This window comes from Rhizobium sp. K102 (assembly GCF_022385315.1).
Classification (GTDB): Bacteria; Pseudomonadota; Alphaproteobacteria; order Rhizobiales; family Rhizobiaceae; genus Rhizobium; species Rhizobium croatiense.
Genome location: NZ_CP092436.1, coordinates 2215199 through 2237661 on the forward strand (window position 1 = coordinate 2215199; position 22463 = coordinate 2237661).

Sequence of the window (22463 nt, forward strand, 5' to 3'; positions counted from 1 at the left end):
GAACAAGGCCTCGGCCTTGCCGGCGATGGCCGTTCGAACCATCTGCAGGGAATTTACTGCCTTCCAATGAACTGCAGTAGGATGCTAATCTGGAAGGCATGTTCTCAATTGATGGAAGGATAAAATGGACCGCCTCGACGCCATGAGCGTGCTTCTTGCCGTCGTCGAGCAAGGCAGCCTGTCGGCCGCTTCGCGGCATCTGCGTTCACCGCTGGCGACAGTCAGCCGCAAGGTCTCCGAGCTCGAGGCGCATCTTCACGCCAAGCTGCTGCAGAGAAGCAATCGGAAGATCACATTGACCGAAGCCGGACGCTCCTATGTCGAGGCGGCGCGGGAAATTCTCGACCGGGTGGAAGAAGCGGAACGGACGGCCGCCGGCGAATACAGTGCGCCGAAGGGCGACCTGACGATGACCGCGCCGATCGTTTTCGGGCGGCTGCACGTCCTGCCTGTCGTGGTGGATTTCCTCAAAGCCTATCCCGAGATCAATCTGCGGCTGATGCTCGGCGACCGGCTGTCGAACCTCGTCGAGGATCATATCGACCTGGCGCTGAGGATCGGCACCCTGGCCGACAGCAACCTGATCGCCACGCGGCTCGGCGCGATCCGCCGCACAGTCTATGCCAGCCCGGATTATCTGGCGCGGAACGCCCCACCCCGGCAGCCGGGCGATCTTTCCGCGCATGACTGCATCACCTTCGAGAACATGGCCTCGATACGGAGCTGGACCTTCACGGAGGGGAAGCGCGATCTCGCGGTGCCGATCCGCTCACGGCTTGCGGTCAACACCGCCGAGGCCGCCGTCGATGCGGCCGTCGCCGGCCTCGGCGTTACCCGCGTGCTCTCCTATCAGGCCGCCCGCGCCGCAGCGGCGGGCCTGCTGGTGCCGCTGCTCCAAGATTTCGAACCGCCGCCGGCGCCGGTGCAGCTCGTCTACCCCTCGCAGGGACTGGTGCCGCTGAAACTGCGGGCGCTCATCGATTTCGCGACGCCGCGCCTGCGCGCGACGCTGAAATAGGCTTTAGGCGAGTTTGCCCTCTTCCGCCTTGTAGAAATATTGGCTGGCCACCAGCCAGCCCTTCAGCGGCCTCAGCGGCGGAATGCAGGTGGCGAGCATGAAGGGGCCGGTGACCAGAAGCTGCACCCAGATCGGCGCCGAGAACGCCACCTCCAGCCAGACGCCGAGCAGCACGCTCGGGATGCAGGCGAAGCAGATGACGAAGAAGGCCGGGCCGTCGGCCGGATCGGCGAAGGCATAATCGAGGCCACAGACCTCGCATTGCGGCTGCAGCGTCAGGAATCCCTTGAACATATGGCCCTGGCCGCAACGCGGGCAGCGTCCCCTGACGCCGGTCTGCATCGGGGGAAGTGGGGGATAGTCGGTATCCATGATAACCTCGTCTTCTCTGGCATGCGACTCAAAGCCAATCAATGCCACATAGATGTATGCATTCAATATAAATACATTACGCCTCAATCACCAGTCAACTTGCCAGAATGCCGCAGATCCCCGTCGGCTGCCGACCGGGCAACGCAGACATCACATCATCGAGGGGGACGAGACCCGCAGCGGCCTGAGGGCAAGTTGAAAGCTGCCGGGCTTAGAAGAACGACGCCGCCATCTCCGGCGGGCCTTCCAGCGCATGGGCCATGAATTCCAGCGCGCCGTGCAGTCTCTCCCGGGTGATCGGACCGCCGAGGCAGACCCGCACGGCTTCCCGGGCGGCGCCCTCGACGGTGAAGGCATCACTTGCCACGACGCCGATGCCGGAGGAACGCATATGGCTGCCGAAGGTGGAACGGGTCCAGCCATTGGCGAGCGGCAGCCAGATGTTGAAGCTGATCGGATCGGCGCGATAGCTGCCGGCCGGCAGGATGGCGGCGACCATCTGCTGGCGGGCGGCGGCCTCGGTGCGGACGAAGCGCAGGATCGCATCGGCCGTGCCGTCCTCGATCCAGCGGGTGGCGAGCGCCATGGTCAAAGGCGAAGCCATTACGATGTTGGCGCGCATGGCGCTGACGAAAGGCCATACGGCCTTGCTGTCGGGCGCCACGACATAAGCAAGGCGCAGGCCCGCGCCGAGGCATTTCGCCAGGCCGCCAATATGCCAGGTCAGATCCGGCGCCATTGCCGCCAGCGGCGCCGGACCTTGCTGTGGAATGAAGCCATAGGCATCGTCCTCGACGATCGGCAGCTGATATTTGCGGGCGACGGCGGCGATTTCCGCGCGCCGGCCGGTTGAAATCGTCAGCGTCATCGGGTTCTGCAGCGTCGGATTGAGATAGAGCGCCTTCGGCTTCAACCGCTCGCAGGCGCTGGCAAGGGCCTCCGGCAGGACACCGTCCTCGTCCATCGGCAGGCCGGCGAGATTGAGCCGCAGCTGGGCGGCGATCGAGCGAATGCCGGGATAGGTGATGATTTCCGACAGCACGGTCTCGCCCGGCTTTGCCAGCAGGCCGAAGATCGCCAACAGGGCTGGATGGGCGCCCGGCGTGACGAAGATCCGCTCCTGCGACGGCGTGAGCCCGCGGCGACCGAGCCAGGCGGCGGCGGCGTCCTTATCCATGCCGGAGCCGCCGAAGCCCTGATAACGCAGAAGCGGAACGAGACTGGCGGCCACCGCCGACATGCCCTCGCGCATGCCGGCGATCAGTTCCGGATCATCCGGTTCCGGCGGCATGTTCATCGAGAAGTCGACGATCGATGCGCGGCGCGGATCGGGTACGGCGTCAGGCGCGAAGTCCTGCCGCGCCTTGCCCGCGCGGCCGGTGACGAAGGTGCCCCGGCCGACATGCGACTCGACAAGCCCGCGCTTCTGCGCCTCGACATAACCTCTGGCCACGGTGGTGAAATCGACATTCAGCCGCTTGGCGAGGTCGCGCTGCGGCGGCAGCCGGTCTCCAACCGCCAGATGGCCGCTGCGCAGATCCATTTCGATCAGATCGGCAATCGCCATGTAACGCGGGCTGCTGCTGCGGCTGAGATCGGGATGCCAGTCCTTCATGTCGTGATCCGTGCCCGTCTGATTCCTGATGGGATTGACTGTATATTGTTGCGTAGCAGCGCTGTCACCCCGGATATTCCCGGTATCCCTCTACGCCGTGGCAGGCGGGTGCGGAAATTCCCGTCGCGGCAGCCTTGCCGCCACCCCTTCATCTTCTTACCTATTAAAGGAGGCGCGCCGGCTTTCGGTCTCGCGCGGCGACGCCCTCGGGATAAAAGCATGAATATCGATCCGATCCTGCGGTCAGTCGTGGCCGTCCGTTCCTCCATTCCGGAAGATGCCTTCACGGCGGAGACGCTGGGCACCGTCCGGGAGGGCAGCGGCGTCGTCATTCGCGACAACGGGCTGGTGCTGACAATCGGTTATCTCATCACCGAGGCCGAGGAAGTCTGGCTGACGACCCAGGACGGCCGGGTGGTTCCCGCCCATCCCCTTGCCTATGATCAGGAAAGCGGCTTCGGCCTGGTGCAGGCGCTCGGCGCTCTGAACGTCCCGGCGGTTGATTTCGGCGATGCGGCCGCCGCCAGGCCCGGCGATCCCGTCGTGCTTGCCGATGGAATCGGCGAGTTCGTCCAGGCAAACATCGTCGCCCGGCAGGAATTCGCCGGCTACTGGGAATATCTGCTGGATGAGGCGATTTTTACCGCACCGGCCCATCCCGCATGGGGCGGGGCAGCGCTGATCGGCGCCGACGGCAAGCTTCTCGGCATCGGTTCGCTTCGCCTGCAGATGAGCCAGGATGGCGAGATCGCCGATATCAATATGGTCGTGCCGATCGATCTTTTGCCGCCGATCCTCGACGACCTCTTGAACCGCGGTCAAGTCAACAAGCCGCCACGGCCCTGGCTCGGCGCATTCTCCGCCGAAAGCAATAGCGGCGTGGTGGTGATGAGCGTGGCCGAAGGCGGTCCGGCCGCCGAGGCCGGCCTGCGTCAGGGCGATATCATCTCCGAGATTCGTGACGAAGAGGTCGATGGCCTGGCCGATTTCTACCGCAAGCTCTGGCGCAGTGGCCCAGCCGGCGCCGAGATTCCGATGCGGATCCTGCGCAACGGCCGGGAAGCCTGGCTGCGCGTCAAATCCGCCGACCGCAACAGCTTTCTCAGAAAGCCGCAGCTGCAGTAGGGCCGCACCAGAATCGAAAAAGCCGTTGCGCTAGTATGATCGTTGAGAGGGCGCACCTTCCGACCCCCATTCCGATGAGCGTCAGAGATCCTTGCTCGTAAAACAGACCTCAGATCAGCCGGCCGTCATCTTCCGGCGCGCTCGCCGTCCGGCGGCGCGCGGGGGCGTTGTTTGCTTTTCCATGCCCGTCGGCCGCCGGCTGAATTTCCGTGAAGCCATTACCACCAGCTTCTTCTGCGGGCGGCTGTGGGTCGGCCCTGTTCCCGAAACGAACCATTGGTCAGGTCCCGACGGCAAGCGCCGTGGTGCAGCCTTGAACACTTCGGCTGTCGGCAGAAGTCTGCCCGGGCATGGTCGCCCAACCGCCGGCTTCAACGAACTGACGTTGCTTGTAGCCTTCGGTAATCGCCTTGAACTCGATCAGTTTAGCGCTGGCGTCCGGCGCCGCATTAAACCGCTCGACGCAAATGGCGGACGCCAGTTCGCCGCGTGCAATGTCACCGGCGGCGGCTGCCGCTTTGCTCGATGTGCCACCTGTTACCCAACCTCCCCAACTGAACCCGATGACCATCGTGGCGATTGCCGTGACGAGGCAGGCCCAGACGAGAAGCGTCTTGGATGGCTGGTAACTGTCGAAACGCTGGCTGATTGATGTCTTGCTGCTGCTCTGCACGGACATTGGAATTCTCCTTGTCTACGTCGGGTTTGCCGTCCGGCGACGCCGGATCGGTTCAGGCTTTCAGTATCCCATATCGCCCATGCCGCCATTTCCGACTGCATGGGCAGAATTTCTTGCTGGAATGTCGGCGATCATCACCTCGGCGGTGATCAATAGCGCCGCGATCGAGCCGGCGTCCTGCAGAGCAGTGCGCACGACCTTGGCAGGATCGACGATGCCGGCCTCGACCATATCGACATAGGTCTCGGTCTGTGCGTCGAAGCCCTGATTGTGATCATTGCTGCCGGCGAGTCTTCCGACGATGATCGAGCCCTCGAACCCGGCATTCTCGGCGATCTGCCGGATCGGGGCTTCGAGCGCCCTGAGCACGATCGAGATGCCGGCCGTCACGTCGGCGTTCTCCCCAACCATTCCCGTCAGCGCCGACTTCGCGCGCAACAGCGCCACGCCGCCGCCAGGCACGATGCCCTCTTCGACCGCCGCACGGGTGGCGTTCAGCGCGTCGTCGATGCGGTCCTTCTTTTCCTTGACCTCCGTCTCGGTTGCGCCGCCGACGCGGATGACCGCGACGCCGCCGGCGAGTTTCGCCAGGCGCTCCTGCAGCTTTTCCTTGTCGTAATCGGAAGTTATCTCCTCGATCTGCGCCTTGATCTGCTGGATGCGCGCCTGGATGGCCGCTTTCTCGCCGGAGCCGTCGATGATCGTGGTGGTGTCCTTTTCGATCAGCACGCGCTTGGCGCGGCCGAGCATATCGAGCGTGACGTTCTCGAGCTTGATGCCGAGATCCTCGGAGATCATCTGGCCTGATGTGAGCACGGCAATGTCTTCGAGCATGGCCTTGCGGCGGTCGCCGAAGCCCGGCGCCTTGACGGCCGCGACCTTCAGGCCGCCGCGCAGCTTGTTGACAACCAGAGTCGCCAGCGCCTCGCCTTCGACATCCTCCGAGATGAGCAGAAGCGGCTTGCCGGTCTGCACAACGGCCTCCAGAATGGGTAGCAGCGCCTGCAGACTTCCGAGCTTCTTCTCGTGCAAGAGGATGTAGGGATCCTCCAGTTCCACGCGCATCTTCTCGGCATTGGTGACGAAATACGGCGAGAGATACCCACGGTCGAATTGCATGCCCTCGACGACGTCGAGTTCGGTCTCGGCGGTCCGCGCCTCTTCGACGGTGATGACACCCTCATTGCCGACTTTGTCCATCGCCTTGGCGATCATCTCGCCGACGGCGGCGTCGCCATTGGCGGCAATGGTGCCGACCTGCGCGATCTCACCTGATGATTTGACCTTCCTCGCCCGCGCCTGAATCTCCTTGACGATGGCAACGACGCCGAGATTGATGCCGCGCCGGAGATCCATTGGATTCATACCGGCCGCGACGAGCTTTGCGCCCTCACGAAAGATGGAGGCGGCGAGCACCGTCGCCGTCGTCGTGCCGTCGCCGGCAAGATCATTGGTCTTCGAAGCCACCTCACGCACCATTTGCGCGCCCATGTTTTCGAATTTGTCGGCGAGCTCGACCTCCTTGGCGACGGTGACGCCGTCCTTGGTAATGCGCGGCGCGCCATAGGCTTTGTCGATGACGACGTTGCGACCCTTTGGACCAAGCGTCACTTTGACGGCGTTGTTGAGCAATTCGACGCCGCGCAGCAAATGATCGCGCGCATCGGTGGAGAATTTGATTTCCTTGGCAGACATGATTTCTATCCAGTTCGGTCTTGAGATGAGGGTCGGAAAACCGACCGTCAGGCGGCCTTGTCGGCGGCCTCGGTCTTTTCCACGATGCCCATGATGTCGGCCTCCTTCATGATCAGGAGGGTCTGGCCATTGATCGTAACCTCCGTCCCCGACCATTTTCCAAACAGGATCAGATCACCGACCTTGACATCGAGCGGGACCAGATTGCCGCTTTGGTCGCGCCGGCCAGGGCCGATTGCAACCACTTCGCCTTCCTGCGGCTTTTCCTTGGCGACGTCTGGAATGATGATCCCGCCCTTGGATGTGACATCGCCTTCTGCACGCCGAATGACGACGCGGTCGTGAAGTGAACGGAATTTCATTGAGGTCTTTCTGCTGCCGGCGCGTATGGCGGCTGCAATCCATAAATAGCACTCGTGGCACTCGATTGATAGGAGTGCCAAGAAATATTGTTCATGGCAGGAAATTTTTCTAAAAAATCCTGAAATCAATCCAACCAGATGTTTTGTAAAAAATAGAAATTATGCGCCATCACGCTACATTTTTATTCGCCATAGCAAAGAATTAATTCAGTGTTTTTCATAAAGAAATCCGAATTTATCTTGATTTAAACTCAATCAGGGCGTAACGATAGGCCTCGTCGATTTGGCCGACTTGGCTTCGCGGTGTCAGAGACCTACGACCCGCCATACACCACCGAATTCTCGATAGCGAATATGTGACGTCGTTCCGGCGTGCATTCGCTTGTTCCCGATCCGGAATGAACCTGGCGCTGACCGCGGATGTAGCGGCAGCGTCGCATTCGTCCGGTTCGGATCTCAACGCTACAGGAAACGCATCGGTGTATTCCTGGGGAGGTATCAGCCATGACAAGTCGCACCACACAAACCGTCGTCCGTTTTTCATCCCCATTCCGCCTGCCGGGTTTCGATAGGGCACAGCCAGCCGGAGAATACCGCATCGATTACGATGAGGAATTGATCGAAGGCGTTTCCCGGCTCGCCTGGATGCGGGTCGGCGCCTTCATCCACCTGCCGGCGATCGCCGCGCAGAGTTCGACGCAGCAGATGATGCCCATCCAGCCGTCAGATCTCGAAACGGCACTCGAAAAGGACCACGAGCAATTATGACCGCAACCCGCATCCCGCAACGCAGTGAACGCTCGATCCGACGCGAAGCAGCAACACACATCTTCAAGGTGGGACAGACCGTCCGGTTGAAGGACGGGTTTCTGGTCGTTCCCTCCAAGCTTCCCGACGTATGCCGCATTACCGCAACGCTGCCTCTGAGAGGCAATGTACCGCAATACCGCATTCGAAGTGACGACGAGCGTCATGAGCGGGTTGCGCCGGAGGATAGCCTGAAACCGGTAAACCTATCGCCCGCCGGCAGCGGCGCAACACTGATCGAGAGGACGTTTGGCCATGGCCACCGCCCGAAAGATGGAAGGTTGACATCGTGAAGAGCAATGGTGACGAAACTGAACGACGGAATGCCTTTGCTCTCGTGGCATGGCTAAACAAGGGTGGCGCGCCCGGCCGCTACTCCATGGACATCGAACGCGACCGGCGGATCGTGCGCATCCGTTCTTCGACCGTCTATCATGCTTCTGCGAGCCTCCCGGCACACGCGGACCACGCCGCAATCAGCGGGAGCCGAGCGGAGGCCGGCAACGAGATGGCGGCCTCCAATCTTCTCAACCTGGGGTACCGGAGGGAATGGATCAGACTGTCGAACGCTGCCGGGAGTGCTCCCAGACTCCGCCGGTTCAACCATGGCGCTAGCCTTTCTCAATCCAAGCCGCAGCTTCGATACGGCCAGAAATGCTGTGCGCTTCGTCGGCCATGACGGGATGTTCGAGGTGTTGTTCTTTGTCGAGGTTGGCGCTCTGGCGAAATCCTACACCGCATTGCAAAGTAGCGGGGTCTCGGAAACGAGGTGGCTTTCGTCTTTCGACGCCCTGCGCACCTCCATTCATGACGCAGCACACAAAGCCTACTCCCACCGCCGCCGCCCCTCCTATACTCTGACTGCGGCGGATTTCCGCTAGACGGATCCGGACGCGCGAGAACGCTCCATGTTGATCCGTTACGGCTATGAAATTACCTTGACCTGCCCGCAGCCGACTGCCTTGGTATGTCTGTTGTCGGTCCATGAGGATCGTGCAGCCGACATCAGAATTCCGGAAACAGTGTTCACCACTCCCGACGTTCCCACATCGACTTATCGCGACCTTTTCGGCAACCGCTGCCTTCGGCTGGTCGCCCCGACGGGCGATCTGACGATATGGGGCGATGCGACCATCGAAGACGACGGCGAGCTGGACAGATCGCTGCCGGGGGCGAGGGAACTCCCGGTTTCGGAGTTGCCGGATGATTGCCTCGTCTATCTGATGGGCAGCCGCTATTGCGAGACGGATCGGCTCAGTCAAATCGCTTGGGACATGTTCGGCACCGTCTCCCCGGGCTGGGGCCGCGTTCAAGCGATTTGCGACTTCGTTCAAGGCCATATCCAGTTCGACTACATGCAGGCGCGATCGACGCGGACAGCCTTCGAGGCGTTCCACGAACGTGTCGGCGTCTGTCGCGACTTTGCGCATCTCGCGGTGGCCTTGTGCCGTTGCCTCAACATTCCTGCCCGATATATCAATGGCCATCTCGGTGACATCGGAATTCCCGTCGTCGACCCGATGGACTTCAGTGCTTGGATCGAAGTCTTCCTTGACGGTGCATGGCATACATTCGATCCGCGCAACAACACGCCGCGAATCGGTCGTATTATCGTCGCGCGTGGACGCGACGCTGCCGACATCCCGCTCATCAACTCGTTCGGACCCCATGTACTGAAGGCGTTTCGAGTCTGGACCTACGAGGTGACAAACCTGCAGCAGATGCCAAGCGCCGCTGAGGGAGCTGTTTAGCCGGGCCAGGGCGGATGCGGCGATGTCCAGCGCGGCTTTGCCGCTGGCGACCGCAGTGGCAGCACTGCATCCCATATGCCGCCCCGAAAAATCGCGTGACAGCGTCGCTCGCCTTGTCTTAACTAGGGCATTGCCGGTACAGCCCCGACTTGCACTGGAAGCAGGCGTTGATATCTTCGGGTGAGGACCGCGTCAGATGAAAACACTGGTCATAGGCGCAGCCGGAATGGCCGGCGTTCCTTTGTGACACATGCCTCAGAACAGCTGCTGAAAAATCTTGGCGTCGAGCCATCTTTCATGTGAGCAGTCCCTCGGGACCGAATTAGGGAGTTCGCAGTTCATGTTCGATCATGTCTCCATCGGCGTCAAAGACCTCGAAAGAGCCCGCCGTTTCTACGACGCGGCGCTGGTCCCGCTCGGCTATGAGCGCCTCTCCAATTCCGATGGTGTGATCGGCTACGGCGCGGACGAGGTCGGCCTCTGGGTGATACAGGCGGAGCACCCCGTTGTCTCCGACATGCAATCCGGGCTGCATTTCTGCTTCGTCGCCCCGAACGAGGCCGCTGTCGACGCCTTTCATGCGGCGGCTATCGCTTCCGGCGGCACCGACAATGGCGAACCGGGCATCCGGCCGGATTACGGCCGCTTCTATTACGCCGCCTTCGTCATCGATCCCGATGGCTACCGCCTCGAAGCCTATTTCCACAAGGGTGAGATATAGCGGGCTCCGAATTTCGAGCAATTCCAAACGAAAAATCGCTTCACACTTTCCTGGAACTGCTCAGGCCGCGGCTCTTGAAATCGCCACGCGGCAGCCGGAGGCTACGAGCGCTTCGCCGGCGACGTCGAGGAACAGCCGGCGGAACCAGCGCGCCCGGCCGTCCGCCTGATCGACCCGACGGTAGAGCATGGTCACCGGATCGACCGGCAGCGGCAGCGGCGGGTCGCAAATCGTCAGCCCATGCAGTTGCGCCATGCAGCGGCCGATCGATTCCGGCACGATGGCGATGGCGGGCATCGCCCGCAGCGCCGTCGGCAGGGCGGAAAAGCGCGGCACGGTCGCCACCACCCGGCGCCGATGGCCGGTGCGGCTGAGCGCGATGTCGATGCTGGTCGAGGCGTTGCCCTCGAAGGAGACGGTGACATGCGCGGCATCGGCGAAACCGTCGAGGCTCAGCGGCGCCTTCAGCTTGACTTGAGCGTCGTCGTAAATGCAGATCGAGGCCTGGTTGAACAGCGGCGCGCGGATGTGCCACGAGGCTGGTTCGTCGTGCACGGAAACGCTGAAATCGAAGACGCCCTCATCCAGCCGGCGGGCGGCATCGCGCTTTTCGGAAGCGATGCCGATCAGCCGGGCACCCGGCGAAAGCTGCAGCAGGCGGGCGGCAAGCGGGCCGAAGAAGGCCGATTCGAGATTGTCGCACATGCCGATGCGGAACTCGCCCTGCCAGCTTGCCGGATCGAATTCGGCCTGCGGGCGGATGGCGCGCTCGATGCCCGACAGCGCATCCTCGATTGCCGGAGCAATGGACAGGGCCCGTGGTGTCGGCTGCAGGCCGCGGCCGACACGCACGAACAATTCATCGCCCAGCGCCTCGCGCAGGCGGCGCAATGCAGCCGACAGACCGGGCTGCCCGAGCAGCAGCCGTTCGGCGGCGCGGCTGACATTGCGCTCCTGCATCAGCACCGAAAAAGCCAGCAGCAGGTTGAGGTCGATCTTGCGAAGCGTGGCGTCACTCATCATCATCAGTAATACCTGGCATGGCTACTATCAATTTGCAATAGGATTGGAAGCTGTACATTTTCTCGTTCCCTGCCGCCCTGCAACCTCCCTCCGATGAGGCGGCAGCAAAGAAGGAACGATTTCGATGACACTTTCCAAATCGAGAAGCGGAGCGGGGCTGGCATTGCTGCTGCTCTGCACCGCCAATTTCCTCGACGCCATGGATGTCTCCACCATCGGTGTCGCGCTTCCCGCCATCCAGGCCGAACTCGGCATGGAGGCGACATCGCTGCAATGGGCCGTCAGCGCCTATGTGCTCGGCTATGGCGGCTTCCTGCTGCTCGGCGGCCGGGTCGCCGACGTCTTCGGCCATCGGCGCGTCTTCCTCTGGTCGCTGGCAATCTTTGCCGCCGCCAGCATCGCCGGCGGTTTCGTCGACAGCGGCCCGACCTTGATCGCCGCCCGACTGGTCAAGGGCATCGCCGCCGCCTTCACCGCGCCCGCGGCGCTGGCGCTGCTGCTCTCCGTCTTCGGTGAAGGTACGGCGCGGGCGAAGGCCCTCGGCGTCTTTGCCTCCACCGGTGCGACCGGCTTCGTGCTCGGCATGGTGCTCGGCGGTGCCGCGACGATCGTCAGCTGGCGGGCGACGCTCGTCATGGGCGCGCCCGTCGCCATCCTGACACTCGTCCTGGCGCCGCTGGCGCTGCCGGCCGACCCGAAAAGAACCGGACTACGGCCGGCATTCGACTGGGCCGGCGCACTGACGATCACGCCCGGGCTGTTGCTCTTCGTCTTCGGCATCACCAATGCCGCGGCTGCCGGCTGGCAGGCCCTGCCGACCTGGGGTTCGCTCTTGGCGTCGCTGGTGCTGATCCTGCTCTTCCTCGCGGTTGAAGCACGCCATGCCGATCCGATGGTGCCGCTCGGCATGTTCCGCCGGGCGCGGCTGCGGCACGCCAATGCGATCGCCGCCCTCTTCCAGGGCGCCTATGTCGGCTTCCAGTTCCTGGCGACGCTCTACTATCAGAACGTCATCGGCTGGTCGGCCTTCACGACAGGCTTCTCCTTTGCCCTCGGCGGCGTCTTCGTGATGTTCCTGGCGCCACGATTTGCGAACCTGGCGCAAAACCGCGGCGCCACCGGGCTGATGGCGGCAGGCGTCGGCCTGCAGGCCTTCAGCTACATTTTCTGGGTGGCAGCACTCGGACATGTCGATCCGATCCTGCTGGTGCTGGTCTCGCAGATCCTGCTCGGCCTCGGTTATGCCATGACCTACCCTTCGGTGCAGGTCGCAGCCCTTTCCGATGTCGAGGACGACAAGTCGGGGCTCGCCTCCGGTCTGCTCTTCGCCTCCTTCCAGATCGGCGGCGGCATCGTGCTTGCGGCCGCTTCGGCAGTCTTCGGCGCCGCGCCGAATTTCGGCTGGGACCCGTATGTCGCCGGCGTCGCCTTCGTGGCGCTGCTTGCGATCGCCATCACGCTGCTTGCAGCCGCAGGTCCGAGGACATCGGCTGTCCGGAGGCCCACCTATCAGGCGGCGGAATGACTATTGTGCCCGCACCCTTATCGGTGCGGGCTCTTCATAAGCAAAAACGAATATTCACGGCGAGAATCCCATTGCCTTGCCTCGGCGAAAGGCGCATGGTTTCGCCTCGGCAGGCCTTGAGCGGGCGCTGCCGACTGAGGGATTTGAATACCTTCGACCCGACGAAAGGAGGACCGATGTCTTCCACTTCCAAAAAGCCATACCTGACCTCGTCCGATCTCGACATGCTTCAGTCCGTACTGGACAATGCCGGCTACGGGGCCAGGATCGCGACCGACGACGGCAAGGGCTGCAATGTCGCAGCGGTGCTGCTGATCAAGCTGTTTCAGGAGGGCGTAACGTCGCCCGCCATGCTTTCGCAGGCCCTCGAACACTACTTCGGCAAGCTGAAAGCGCCGCCGAAACCAGTCACTCCGGTTTACGACCGTTATGCGATCCAGGGATTGCCCAGCGACAGGCGCAAGACAAACCTCAAACCCGACGCGCGAAGCTGAAAACGCGCTGTGCATTGTCTGAACAGGAGATCGATCGATGGCAAAAGGTCAGTTGAGAAGCAATCGCGAGGCTCGCAAACCGAAGAAGGACAAGCTGGCGCCGAAGATGGCAGGCACCTTCGCAGGCCAGATGAAGGCCGCGACCCAGGCCGCTCCGCACGGAAGCAGCGCGCCGAAGAAATAAGCTCGCATCGAGCCCTCGGGTGAATCGCCCCTCGCCGCCTCCATGACCAACGCAAGTCGGGATCGATTTGCGTATTGGGCGATGTGTGGCTAAAAGCGGCAGCGCGTCCTGCCGGGACGCGCGATCAGCGATGATCGTGTTTTCGAAAAGCCGGAAGGTGCCACAGAGCATGACTCCTCTTCAAATAATCAACCGCCTCGGCGATCCGTCGAGCGTCGCAGCCTTTTGCGGCGATATTTCGTGATCGAACGCGCGCACCGCTTCGAGAGCGAGGAAATCCGGCTCGCCGCCTTGGACGAGCCTTTTGAAAATCCGCAGAATCCTGCGGCACCGACAGCACCTTTCGCCGAAAAAGCCTGGTTGAAGATCCTTGCAGGATATCGCCAGCCGAGGACCACACGCAGTGCCTTTGAACTGGCCGTCACAGCTATTCCCTTTGCGCTGTTCTGGGCGGCCGCATGGGCGGCCGTTCGTTACGGCTTTTTGCCGGGCCTGATCCTCGTCGTTCCGGCGGCCGCTTTCCTGCTCAGGCTGTTCATGATCCAGCATGATTGCGGCCACGGCTCATTTTTCGCCCGCCGCCGCCTCGACGACTGGGTCGGGCGCGCGATCGGCATATTGACGCTGACGCCTTACGACTACTGGCGTCGGGCGCATGCGGAACATCACGCCTCGGCCGGAAACCTCGACGAGCGCGGCGTTGGCGACATTGAGACACTGACGATCGCCGAATATAACGCGCGGTCCCGCCGGGGGCGGCTTGCCTACCGGCTCTACCGGCACCCAGCCGTCATGTTCGGCATCGGGCCGGCATGGCTGTTCATCTTCAAGCAGCGCCTGCCCTTCGGTATGATGCGCTCCGGCCCCCTGCCCTGGATCTCGACCATGGCGACCAACCTTGCCATCGCTCTGGCCGCCGCCTTATTGATCTGGGCGGGCGGGATCGTTCCCTTCCTGCTGGTCCACCTGCCGATCGTGCTTCTAGCGGGAGCCGCTGGCGTCTGGCTGTTCTATGTCCAGCACCAGTTCGAGGAAACGCACTGGTCGAAGAAACCTGACTGGCAGTTCCAGCATGCGGCGCTGCACGGTGCCTCGCATTACGACCTGCCGCCGGTGCTACGCTGGATCACCGGCAATATCGGCATCCACCATGTGCATCATCTGGCGAGCCGGGTGCCATATTATCGGCTGCCGGAGGTGCTGAGGGACCATCCCGAGCTGGCCGATATCGGCCGCATCACGCTCATGGAAAGCCTGCGCTGCGTCAAGCTGGTGCTCTGGGACGAACAGACGATGCGGCTGGTGTCGTTTCGTGACGTGGCCCGGCTCAGAGCCGCAAGCTAGAGCATGATGCCGAAAAGTCTGAGCGGTTTTCGGACGACATCATGCTCTAACTCTTAATTTAAAACAGGATTAAGATTTTAGGCCGACCGGGCCTAAAATCATCCTGTCCTAAGGGCGCTCAGCGGTAGCCGGTCACATCCGCCGGCTTGCCCGGCTCCTGCACCTCCACCAGGTAGCGCCAGCAATCCGGCCGGGAACCGTCGATGTCATCGAAGCCGTAGATCTTGGCCAACCCGCCGCTCGACAGCGACTGGCCGTTCCAGCGGGCGCGATCGGAATCGGCGGCGATGGCCGCTACCGCGCGGCCGACGAAGCGCGGCGTTTCGGAAATGGCGAAATGCGGCTGAGCCTTCGTCGCGTCGCGCCAATTCGCCTCGCTGACGCCATAGGCATCCAGCATCATTTCGGAACGCAGCCAGCCGGGCGTGATCGAAACGGCGGTGGCGCCGTGCTTCGCCAGGTCCTGGGCATGCGCCCAGGCCAGGCGGATGACGCTTGTCTTGACCAGGTCGTAAAAGGGCGACAGCCGGTAATGCGCGGCGTTGTATTCCGCCGTGCCGTCGGTCACCTCGACCAGGAGCCCGCCCGGCCGTTCGATCATCAGCGCCAGCGCGTAGTGGGCGGTGATCAGATGCGTCTCGATGCCGAGCCGCAGCATGCGCAACCCCTTGTCCAGCGAATGCTCCCAGACGGGTTTGTCCCATTCGAACAGCTTCTCGCAGCCCCAGATGTCGTTGACGAGAATATCGAGCCTTCCGGTTTCCGCCCGGATGCGTGCGACCAGCGCCTCGACTTCATGGGCGACCAGATGATCCACCTGCACGGCAATACCCCTGCCGCCCGCCGCCGTCACCAGCTCGGCCGTCTCCTCGATCGTCTCCGGTCTGGCATATTCGGATTGATGGGCGCGCGTCGTGCGCCCCGTCACATAAACCGTTGCGCCGGCGGCGCCGAGTTCCACCGCAATACCGCGGCCCGCACCGCGCGTCGCACCGGCCACCAAAGCCACTTTCTCCCGCAACTCCGCTGTCATTTCGCCATCCTCCGCGTAGAACCGAAAAGCGCCTATTGTATATAAACGAATGCTCGTTCATAAATAAGCTGAATGCAAGAGGGAATTTCATGCCGCGCCGCCGCAGCCTGTCCGATGAGCAGCTTCTCGCCATGGTGCTGGCGCTGATCCAGGCTGAAGGACCGGATGCCACGACCTTTGCGGCAGTGGCAAAGGCAAGCGGCCTTTCCGGCTCGACGCTGGTGCAGCGTTTTGCGACGAAGGCCGCGATGCTGCGTGCTGCGCTGCTCTATGCCTGGGACAGGCTGGATGCGCAGACAGAACGGCTTGCCGAGGCGGTTCCGAAAACACCCGATGGGGCCGTCGCCCTGCTCGTCGGCCTGTCGCAGGATTACGGCGACAATGCCGCCGCCTATGGCGAGGGACTGCTGCTGCTGCGCGAAGACTTCCGCGATCCGGTGCTGCGCGCCCGCGGCGCGGCCTGGGGAAAGGCGCTGACGGCGGCGATCGCAGGCTGTTTCGGATCGGCGCGAGCGCCGGAGACGATCGCCCGGCTGATGCTGGCGCAATGGCAGGGCTCGCTGACCTGGTGGGGTTTCGGCGCGGAAGGGCCGGTGGCCGCCTATGTGGAGACGGAACTGCGGCGTTTTCTTGCCGCGGTGCGAGCGTGAACCCGCTTACGCCTCTTCCTCGTCCTTCGCCTCGCCGACGGTCAGCGGCCAGTCGACGACGTAATCCTCGAGATCCTCGATATCAATCTCGGTTTCGCTGATCGTGCGGCCGCGGGCGGAAATGCCGGCGGCATGCACCGTTTCGGGGTCACCGGAGACGAGCGGATGCCACCAGTAGAGATCGCGGCCCTCGTTGATCAGCCGGTAGCCGCAGGTGGGCGGCAGCCAGGCGATTTCGGGCACGTTCTCCTTGGTCAGCTGCACGCAGTCCGGCACGAAATCCCAGCGGTTCTCATAGCTCGAGCAGCGGCAGCTCTGCCTGTCGAGCAGCTTGCAGCTGACCGAGGTGAAATAGATATCGCCGCTATCCCATTCCTCGATCTTGTTGAGACAACAGAGGCCGCAGCCGTCGCAAAGGCTTTCCCATTCGGCGGCGGTCATTTCGGCCAGCGTCTTGGTCTTCCAGAAGGGCAGATCGTTCATCGTTCGTTTCTTGCAACAGCGGCCGCAAATTCGCGTGACCGCCGCTCTACTCTCTTGTTATCCGCCACAAAATCAATCAATTCTTCAGCATGCTCCTGGTAGCGGAGAGCTTTTCCGGCCCATCGGGCCTCGCGCTTTCGTCGCTTTCCGGCGGCCGGACATGAAGCAAGCGCGATCAGGCGGGAATACAGGACGTGCAGGATCCGGACAACCCTGAAAAAGGGCCTGAAAAAGGGGCAGAAAAGCAGACCGCGGACGCCGGCAGGCGGCCGGCGAAGAGCCGTCACATTCTGCTGCGCATCGATTCATGGATCGATTCGACCGTCTGGAACGCCGGCTTCCGCGCCGCCGAGATCTGGGAAGACACCACCATCTTCTTCCGCCGTTTCCGCGTGCGCGGCTGGAAGCGCGTGGTCTTCGAACTGGCCGGCGAAGGTCTGACCCTCGGCACGGTCGGCGCGGTGCTGATGCTGGTGCTTGCCCAGCCGGCCTTCGAAGCGACCAAGGAGGACTGGCGCAACCGCGGCGATTTCGCCGTCACCTTCACCGACCGCTACGGCAACGTCATCGGCCATCGCGGCGTCATCCACCAGAATTCCGTGCCGATCGACGAACTGCCGGATTCGCTGATCAAATCGGTGCTCGCCACCGAAGACCGGCGCTTCTTCGACCATTTCGGCATCGACGCCATCGGTCTCTTCCGCGCCATGGTCACCAACGCCCAGGCCGGCGAAGTCGTGCAGGGCGGCTCGACGCTGACCCAGCAGCTCGCCAAGAACCTCTTCCTCTCCAACGAGCGCTCGATCGACCGCAAGGTCACCGAAGCTTTCCTGGCGCTCTGGCTCGAGGCCAACCTCTCCAAGAAGGAAATCCTCTCCACCTATCTCGACCGCGCCTATATGGGCGGCGGCACCTTCGGCGCGGCGGCAGCGGCGCAATTCTATTTCGGCAAGAACATCACCGACGTGAACCTCGCCGAATCCGCCATGCTGGCCGGCCTGTTCAAGGCGCCGGCCAAATATGCGCCGCATGTCAACCTGCCGGCAGCCCGCGCGCGCGCCAACGAGGTGCTGACCAATCTCGTGCAAAGCGGGCTGATGACCGAGGGCCAGGTGATCGCCGCCCGGCGCAGCCCGGCCACCGTCGTCGACCGCAACGAGGTGGAATCCCCGGATTTCTTCCTCGACTGGGCCTTCGACGAGGTGCAGCGGCTTTCGCCGCGCTTCCACCAGCATTCGCTGATCGTGCGCACGACGATCGACATGGGCATCCAGAAGGCGGCGGAGGATTCGGTCGAAACGTCGCTGCGCGAATATGGCGAGGCCTACCACGCCAAGCAGGGCGCCCTGGTGATGATCGAGAACGGCGGCGCCGTGCGCGCCATGGTCGGCGGGCGCGATTATGGGGAAAGCCAGTTCAACCGCGCCACCAGGGCGCTGCGCCAGCCGGGCTCCTCCTTCAAGGTCTATACCTATGCCTTGGCGATGGAGAGCGGGATGACGCCGCAGACGACGATCGTCGACGCGCCGATCTACTGGGGCAACTGGAGCCCCCACAATTACGCCAACCGCTATGTCGGCCGCATCACGCTCGAGACCGCGATCGCCCAGTCGATCAACACAGTGCCGGTGCGGCTCGCCAAGGAGAAGCTCGGCATCCAGCCGATCCGGGCGATGGCGAAAAACCTCGGGGTCGAAACGCCGATCCGCGACGACGTCACCATCCCGATCGGCACCTCCGAAGTGACCGTGCTCGACCAAGCGACAGCCTATGCCACCTTCCCGGCCGGCGGCTATCAGTCGCGCCGCCACGGCATCAGCCAGATCCTCGATTACGAGGGCGATGTGCTCTATGATTTCGACCGTGACGAGCCGGCGCCCAAACGCGTGCTGTCCGAACAGGCCGATGCCTATATGAACCAGATGCTCTCGCGCGTGCCTTATGTCGGAACCGCGCGCAAGGCGGCTCTCGACAACGGCGTTTTGACCGCCGGCAAGACCGGCACGACCCAGGCCTATCGCGACGCCTGGTTCGTCGGTTTCACCGGCAACTACACCTGCGCCGTCTGGTTCGGCAATGACGACTACACCTCGACCAACGAGATGACCGGCGGCTCGCTGCCGGCAATGACCTTCAAGCGGGCCATGGACTACGCCCATCAGGGTGTGACGCTGCGGGCCATCCCCGGCGTCGAAAATCCTCCGCCCTCGGAGAAGGATGTCGCCAAGACCGCCACCGCCAAACCGCAGGACGGATTGCCGCAGCTCATCCGGCCGCGCATGCTCTCGGTGCAATCGACGAATATCCTGAAAGACCTCGGCAAAAAGCTGAAGGACGCCGCCCCGCTCACGCCGCAGAAGGTGGCGAGCGCGGAGTAGACGTGCCTGGAACGGTCGCACTTGTTCGTGTCGGTGCCAACGCAGCGCTCGCCGCACCCAATGGGAACGATTCGTTTTGGTGTTTGTCCCCAAGTTGCTCAACAGAGGCCACGCTTGACGTCTTCATGCTTGTAACTATGTTGCAAGCACAAATATAAAGTGCATTCTCTCCTTCGTTTTTCGGCGGAGCCTTTGTTGGATTTGAAGACGGATATGCAAACAGCAAGCGCAACGGCAAGAACCCCGCTTTCTACGCGTTACCGAATCGAGATTGCCAACAAAATGGCAATCGAACCTGTATTCGCTGTCCTCGACGGAGCGCATTTCGATGATTTGCAGAACGATTTGCTCGAACGGAGCGTCCCAGCCCGTTCGCTTTTCTTACCGGGAGGCGATCCGCAGTGGCGACGTGAAGGGCCGTGGCTGGTCGCGCTCATAAACCAGCAGATATGCGATCACATAATAGACCTTGCATTTGAGAAACCCTGCGCGGTGTTTTGGTCCTGTCCTGCTGGGGAGACGGCCCTCTACAGACATTTGCGAACCATCAATCGGGTTTTGGTTCCGGATGATCGTATTGAGAATAATGACGGCGAAACAGGAGAAAAGGTCGTTTACGAGCGCGTCCTGTTCCGTCACTGGGACCCGAATGTGCTCGCATCGGTGCTGCAATCGTTCACAAAAGCTCAATTTGCCCGCTTCCTCGGACCGGCCTCGATGGTGCTCATGAATGCCCCCTTATATGGGGGCCTCAAGCGTTTAACATACTCCAGCACGTTCCCGCCTGCACCGAACGGTCCGCTTAAAATAACGCCAACGGAGATCGCGGCCACCAACGAGTTCATGGCCGAAGCTGCAACGATCCGCATCTGCAATTATCTGCGCAATGTCGCACCATCTCAAACGGCCGGGATGAATGACGCTGAACTGTCAGCAGCAACAGACGGCTACATTAGGGAGGGACGCAGGTATGGCGTTCAAAGTGAAGCCGCGCTGGCACGATGGAGCTATTTGCAGCTGGTGACATCCGGGAAGCTAATGACAAATCCTGATGTTTGCAAAGTTGTGATGGCAAAGGATCCTACTGTTTCGGTTGACCAGCGCGTACAACTTTTGCTTCAGGCGAGCCTAAAATATGCAACGGAGAATCGCTGATGCCTCCTGCGATCGCCATAGGTTATGGTATTGCCGAGACTTCCCCGATTTGGGGGCCGCCGCTGGTAAGTGCGGCAACTTGGATCGGCGGCGGTATTCTTCTTGCAGTGGGCTTGAGCGGGGATACTCCGAACGCAGATACTCAGGCTACCGCTCAGACCCAAGCTACGACTGCGACGTGCCAGACCGGCAACTGTGAACCGCCGCCAGAGTGCCAGGATGCCATAGCGAAAATGCGGAAAAATCTCGCTCTTCTTAAGAAGGAGTTGGCGAAGTATGATCCGGTCGCTGATGCGGTTGGCGGCTTCCCGATGGGGGGCGGAAAGCTAACCTCACCCGGAGGTCACTATAAGGAAATCCGTGACCTTCAACGGGGTCTCAAAAATGCCGGTGAAACCTATCAAAAGAACAAATGCTACGACAAAGTCTCCAAGTCCGACAAAGTTGCGAGAGACCATGCCGACGCAATGGCAAATCAGAACATAGAGATTCCACCAGGACAGAATTTTATACCATTAAGGTGAGGCAGTTATGACGGCAACCCCGGAAGAACAATATATTCTTCAGAATTGGGAAGAAAAATTTCTTAACGGAGATCATTCACAAGACGAGCTCTGCGTCGATTTTTTTCGAAAAGAAGTACGTGATGAAGATGAAACTCCGTTATTATTTCAGTGCGTATCCAATATAAAGGCATTAAATTTTCTTGATGCGAACGGCGTCAATCTGCTGCAGCGATCCATAGATGGCAATACGCTTCTGATGGAAAAAACCCCTGATTTTGAAACTGATGCATACCGTTGGCTCGTGGAGAAATTCAAGGAACGAAAAGCTGTAGATCTAGCAGATGACGAGGGCATCACACCTTTGTCGTCGATGATTAAATTCGGCCATATCCATAAGGCGCGCATTCTGCTCGAGAACGGCGCTTCTGTTGATTCGCATGCGGAAATCAAACGTTATGGCGGCGCAAAATTGGATATCCCAACGCAAGCTATAAATTGCATTGCGCCTGGGAAATCCGATCAGCAGACAGTGGCGATCTCCGCACTGGCGCTCCTGCAGGACTTTGGCTGGAAGGCCACTCCGGAACAGAAGCAAGACTTGCTTGATCGGACGATCTCGCAGAAACCCAAAGTTCACGCGTGGATCAAGTCAAATTTGTAGACGTAGTTGGCATGCGGCCCTCAAGGGACCAAGAAGTTAGACTGTGGCATACTCAGCGGCTGATCTCGTTCTGGAGCACATATATGAGTTACTATCGAGCCAGCGCAGGCGGCAGCCCCCGGGGCCGAGTTGCTAAAGCGAGAGAGAGAGGGCAATAGCGTGAAAATCGCAGTGGCAACCGCCTCGGATCTCGATTTCATTTGCAGCAATTTTCCCAAGATCAGGCCTCTTCCGGCGGCTATCGGAGATCAATGCACCATGACTTCCGAGTCGATGTTGTCGCTCCTTAAATCCAAAAGCAACCCTCTGTATCAGTTGTGGCAATTTGCCGTTGCCACTGTGGACTCTGGTCCGGTAGGCTTCATCCAGACACTCGATTTTAGAATCCTGAAAGAGCACCTGTCATATTGCAACTTGCTCGGAATTTACGACGTGAGGCCCGAAGTTTTGGAATTTCGCGACAACTTACGTGTGATAAATTCTATTTATGTCGAAGATGGCAATAGGATGAATGGCATAGGCCGATCTTTGATGAGATCCCAAAAAGACCGATATAGAGACAGAATGGGGATTCTGTATTCAGAACATAATAATGAAAATATTAAATTTTACTACTCCTGCGGATTTTCCGAATATTACCGAGGAGCCAAAACAAGTTACAAACGAGAAGAAATATTCTTGATGCTCGATGGGCAGTTTTCGTGATAGCCGGTTTTTTGATATACTTTTAGATCAAAACTCAGTGGACCTTATTCATCTTCAATCCGCTCGTCCATCTGTACACTCCGCGTCGCTTCTTGCATTTTCGGATCGCGGATGCCTTGTACGAGGTTGGCCGGGGTGATTGTCTGGACTCCTCCATCGTGAACATCGGAGGCGGGA

At 61.0% G+C, this 22463-nt stretch carries 24 protein-coding genes and 1 pseudogene; 17 read left to right on the forward strand and 8 right to left on the reverse strand.

Going from position 1 to position 22463, the window contains the following annotated elements; genetic code table 11:
- Positions 1–124 precede the first annotated feature (124 nt).
- Positions 125–1018, forward strand: a complete 894-nt coding sequence (locus MHI61_RS16875) for a LysR family transcriptional regulator (RefSeq protein WP_239789792.1) — start codon at positions 125–127, stop codon at positions 1016–1018.
- Between the two features lie 3 nt (positions 1019–1021).
- Here MHI61_RS16875 and MHI61_RS16880 read toward each other — a convergent pair whose 3' ends face one another.
- Positions 1022–1390, reverse strand: coding sequence for a DUF983 domain-containing protein (locus MHI61_RS16880; protein WP_038692381.1), 369 nt, complete (start codon positions 1388–1390; stop codon positions 1022–1024).
- Positions 1391–1601: 211 nt separating this feature from the next.
- Positions 1602–3005: a PLP-dependent aminotransferase family protein gene (locus tag MHI61_RS16885; protein ID WP_239789793.1), complete on the reverse strand. Its 1404-nt coding sequence runs from the start codon at positions 3003–3005 to the stop codon at positions 1602–1604.
- Between the two features lie 219 nt (positions 3006–3224).
- Here MHI61_RS16885 and MHI61_RS16890 point away from each other — a divergent pair, with 219 nt between their 5' ends.
- Entirely contained in the window at positions 3225–4130 is a 906-nt protein-coding gene (locus MHI61_RS16890; RefSeq protein WP_239789794.1) for a S1C family serine protease, read from the forward strand.
- A gap of 280 nt (positions 4131–4410) precedes the next feature.
- On the opposite strand, the gene MHI61_RS16895 is transcribed toward MHI61_RS16890, so the two are convergent.
- Genes MHI61_RS16895 through MHI61_RS16905 form a run of 3 tightly spaced genes read right to left on the reverse strand, consistent with a single transcriptional unit; the run spans position 4411 to position 6866 of the window.
- Positions 4411–4809, reverse strand: a complete 399-nt coding sequence (locus MHI61_RS16895) for a hypothetical protein (RefSeq protein ID WP_096771079.1) — start codon at positions 4807–4809, stop codon at positions 4411–4413.
- A gap of 60 nt (positions 4810–4869) precedes the next feature.
- Positions 4870–6504 (reverse strand): chaperonin GroEL, encoded by a 1635-nt coding sequence (gene groL / locus MHI61_RS16900; protein ID WP_239789795.1) that lies wholly within the window; start codon positions 6502–6504, stop codon positions 4870–4872.
- 47 nt (positions 6505–6551) lie between these two features.
- Entirely contained in the window at positions 6552–6866 is a 315-nt protein-coding gene (locus MHI61_RS16905; protein ID WP_184313744.1) for a co-chaperone GroES, read from the reverse strand.
- Between the two features lie 504 nt (positions 6867–7370).
- Here MHI61_RS16905 and MHI61_RS16910 point away from each other — a divergent pair.
- From MHI61_RS16910 to MHI61_RS16930, 5 genes are all read left to right on the forward strand, one after another.
- Positions 7371–7634 (forward strand): hypothetical protein, encoded by a 264-nt coding sequence (locus MHI61_RS16910; RefSeq protein WP_096771082.1) that lies wholly within the window; start codon positions 7371–7373, stop codon positions 7632–7634.
- Positions 7631–7966 carry a hypothetical protein gene (locus MHI61_RS16915; RefSeq protein WP_239789796.1) on the forward strand — a complete coding sequence of 112 codons (336 nt, stop codon included), beginning with the start codon at positions 7631–7633 and terminating at the stop codon, positions 7964–7966. Before MHI61_RS16910 ends, MHI61_RS16915 begins: the two co-directional genes overlap by 4 nt.
- A 312-nt stretch (positions 7967–8278) precedes the next feature.
- A complete protein-coding gene (locus MHI61_RS16920) occupies positions 8279–8554 on the forward strand; it encodes a DUF1488 domain-containing protein (protein ID WP_096771085.1) in 276 nt (91 codons plus the stop codon).
- A gap of 27 nt (positions 8555–8581) precedes the next feature.
- Entirely contained in the window at positions 8582–9424 is an 843-nt protein-coding gene (locus tag MHI61_RS16925; RefSeq protein WP_239789797.1) for a transglutaminase family protein, read from the forward strand.
- A gap of 340 nt (positions 9425–9764) precedes the next feature.
- Positions 9765–10145, forward strand: a complete 381-nt coding sequence (locus MHI61_RS16930) for a VOC family protein (protein WP_239789798.1) — start codon at positions 9765–9767, stop codon at positions 10143–10145.
- Between the two features lie 60 nt (positions 10146–10205).
- Here the strand turns inward: MHI61_RS16930 and MHI61_RS16935 are convergent, their stop codons facing one another.
- Positions 10206–11168, reverse strand: a complete 963-nt coding sequence (locus MHI61_RS16935; RefSeq protein WP_239792857.1) for a LysR family transcriptional regulator — start codon at positions 11166–11168, stop codon at positions 10206–10208.
- A gap of 124 nt (positions 11169–11292) precedes the next feature.
- Here MHI61_RS16935 and MHI61_RS16940 point away from each other — a divergent pair, with 124 nt between their 5' ends.
- The 4 genes and pseudogenes from MHI61_RS16940 (at position 11293) to MHI61_RS16955 (ending at position 14715) form a co-directional block, all read left to right on the forward strand.
- Positions 11293–12693, forward strand: coding sequence for an MFS transporter (locus MHI61_RS16940; protein ID WP_239789799.1), 1401 nt, complete (start codon positions 11293–11295; stop codon positions 12691–12693).
- Between the two features lie 127 nt (positions 12694–12820).
- A pseudogene (locus MHI61_RS16945) lies at positions 12821–13187 on the forward strand (hypothetical protein).
- Positions 13188–13224: 37 nt separating this feature from the next.
- Positions 13225–13371: a hypothetical protein gene (locus MHI61_RS16950; RefSeq protein WP_170961464.1), complete on the forward strand. Its 147-nt coding sequence runs from the start codon at positions 13225–13227 to the stop codon at positions 13369–13371.
- Positions 13372–13662: 291 nt separating this feature from the next.
- Positions 13663–14715, forward strand: a complete 1053-nt coding sequence (locus MHI61_RS16955; RefSeq protein ID WP_239792858.1) for a fatty acid desaturase — start codon at positions 13663–13665, stop codon at positions 14713–14715.
- Positions 14716–14833: 118 nt separating this feature from the next.
- Here MHI61_RS16955 and MHI61_RS16960 read toward each other — a convergent pair whose 3' ends face one another.
- The gene (locus MHI61_RS16960; RefSeq protein ID WP_239789801.1) at positions 14834–15748 is read right to left on the reverse strand and encodes an SDR family oxidoreductase; all 915 of its coding nucleotides are present in this window, start codon (positions 15746–15748) and stop codon (positions 14834–14836) included.
- 89 nt (positions 15749–15837) lie between these two features.
- Between MHI61_RS16960 and MHI61_RS16965 the strand changes: the two genes are divergently transcribed.
- Positions 15838–16398, forward strand: a complete 561-nt coding sequence (locus MHI61_RS16965) for a helix-turn-helix domain-containing protein (protein WP_239789802.1) — start codon at positions 15838–15840, stop codon at positions 16396–16398.
- 6 nt (positions 16399–16404) lie between these two features.
- Here the strand turns inward: MHI61_RS16965 and MHI61_RS16970 are convergent, their stop codons facing one another.
- Positions 16405–16881, reverse strand: a complete 477-nt coding sequence (locus MHI61_RS16970; RefSeq protein ID WP_097580178.1) for a YcgN family cysteine cluster protein — start codon at positions 16879–16881, stop codon at positions 16405–16407.
- 194 nt (positions 16882–17075) lie between these two features.
- Between MHI61_RS16970 and MHI61_RS16975 the strand changes: the two genes are divergently transcribed.
- The 5 genes from MHI61_RS16975 to MHI61_RS16995 all read left to right on the forward strand — a co-directional run bounded on the left by MHI61_RS16975 (position 17076) and on the right by MHI61_RS16995 (position 22286).
- Positions 17076–19259: a transglycosylase domain-containing protein gene (locus tag MHI61_RS16975; protein ID WP_097580177.1), complete on the forward strand. Its 2184-nt coding sequence runs from the start codon at positions 17076–17078 to the stop codon at positions 19257–19259.
- 195 nt (positions 19260–19454) lie between these two features.
- Positions 19455–20414 (forward strand): DUF4123 domain-containing protein, encoded by a 960-nt coding sequence (locus tag MHI61_RS16980; RefSeq protein ID WP_222144595.1) that lies wholly within the window; start codon positions 19455–19457, stop codon positions 20412–20414.
- A complete protein-coding gene (locus tag MHI61_RS16985) occupies positions 20414–20938 on the forward strand; it encodes a hypothetical protein (RefSeq protein ID WP_222144596.1) in 525 nt (174 codons plus the stop codon). The genes MHI61_RS16980 and MHI61_RS16985 overlap by 1 nt, the downstream gene beginning before the upstream one ends.
- Before the next feature lie 7 nt (positions 20939–20945).
- Positions 20946–21581, forward strand: a complete 636-nt coding sequence (locus MHI61_RS16990; RefSeq protein ID WP_222144597.1) for an ankyrin repeat domain-containing protein — start codon at positions 20946–20948, stop codon at positions 21579–21581.
- Between the two features lie 159 nt (positions 21582–21740).
- The gene (locus MHI61_RS16995; RefSeq protein ID WP_239789803.1) at positions 21741–22286 is read left to right on the forward strand and encodes a GNAT family N-acetyltransferase; all 546 of its coding nucleotides are present in this window, start codon (positions 21741–21743) and stop codon (positions 22284–22286) included.
- Positions 22287–22463: the final 177 nt, after the last annotated feature.

Bases quoted from the DNA above. Each gene is read 5' to 3' on its own strand.
- MHI61_RS16875 (WP_239789792.1), top strand. From the start codon at position 125: ATGGACCGCCTCGACGCCATGAGCGTGCTTCTTGCCGTCGTCGAGCAA.
- MHI61_RS16880 (WP_038692381.1), bottom strand. From the start codon at position 1,390: ATGGATACCGACTATCCCCCACTTCCCCCGATGCAGACCGGCGTCAGG.
- MHI61_RS16885 (WP_239789793.1), bottom strand. From the start codon at position 3,005: ATGAAGGACTGGCATCCCGATCTCAGCCGCAGCAGCAGCCCGCGTTAC.
- MHI61_RS16890 (WP_239789794.1), top strand. From the start codon at position 3,225: ATGAATATCGATCCGATCCTGCGGTCAGTCGTGGCCGTCCGTTCCTCC.
- MHI61_RS16895 (WP_096771079.1), bottom strand. From the start codon at position 4,809: ATGTCCGTGCAGAGCAGCAGCAAGACATCAATCAGCCAGCGTTTCGAC.
- groL (WP_239789795.1), bottom strand. From the start codon at position 6,504: ATGTCTGCCAAGGAAATCAAATTCTCCACCGATGCGCGCGATCATTTG.
- MHI61_RS16905 (WP_184313744.1), bottom strand. From the start codon at position 6,866: ATGAAATTCCGTTCACTTCACGACCGCGTCGTCATTCGGCGTGCAGAA.
- MHI61_RS16910 (WP_096771082.1), top strand. From the start codon at position 7,371: ATGACAAGTCGCACCACACAAACCGTCGTCCGTTTTTCATCCCCATTC.
- MHI61_RS16915 (WP_239789796.1), top strand. From the start codon at position 7,631: ATGACCGCAACCCGCATCCCGCAACGCAGTGAACGCTCGATCCGACGC.
- MHI61_RS16920 (WP_096771085.1), top strand. From the start codon at position 8,279: ATGGCGCTAGCCTTTCTCAATCCAAGCCGCAGCTTCGATACGGCCAGA.
- MHI61_RS16925 (WP_239789797.1), top strand. From the start codon at position 8,582: ATGTTGATCCGTTACGGCTATGAAATTACCTTGACCTGCCCGCAGCCG.
- MHI61_RS16930 (WP_239789798.1), top strand. From the start codon at position 9,765: ATGTTCGATCATGTCTCCATCGGCGTCAAAGACCTCGAAAGAGCCCGC.
- MHI61_RS16935 (WP_239792857.1), bottom strand. From the start codon at position 11,168: ATGATGAGTGACGCCACGCTTCGCAAGATCGACCTCAACCTGCTGCTG.
- MHI61_RS16940 (WP_239789799.1), top strand. From the start codon at position 11,293: ATGACACTTTCCAAATCGAGAAGCGGAGCGGGGCTGGCATTGCTGCTG.
- MHI61_RS16950 (WP_170961464.1), top strand. From the start codon at position 13,225: ATGGCAAAAGGTCAGTTGAGAAGCAATCGCGAGGCTCGCAAACCGAAG.
- MHI61_RS16960 (WP_239789801.1), bottom strand. From the start codon at position 15,748: ATGACAGCGGAGTTGCGGGAGAAAGTGGCTTTGGTGGCCGGTGCGACG.
- MHI61_RS16965 (WP_239789802.1), top strand. From the start codon at position 15,838: ATGCCGCGCCGCCGCAGCCTGTCCGATGAGCAGCTTCTCGCCATGGTG.
- MHI61_RS16970 (WP_097580178.1), bottom strand. From the start codon at position 16,881: ATGAACGATCTGCCCTTCTGGAAGACCAAGACGCTGGCCGAAATGACC.
- MHI61_RS16985 (WP_222144596.1), top strand. From the start codon at position 20,414: ATGCCTCCTGCGATCGCCATAGGTTATGGTATTGCCGAGACTTCCCCG.
- MHI61_RS16990 (WP_222144597.1), top strand. From the start codon at position 20,946: ATGACGGCAACCCCGGAAGAACAATATATTCTTCAGAATTGGGAAGAA.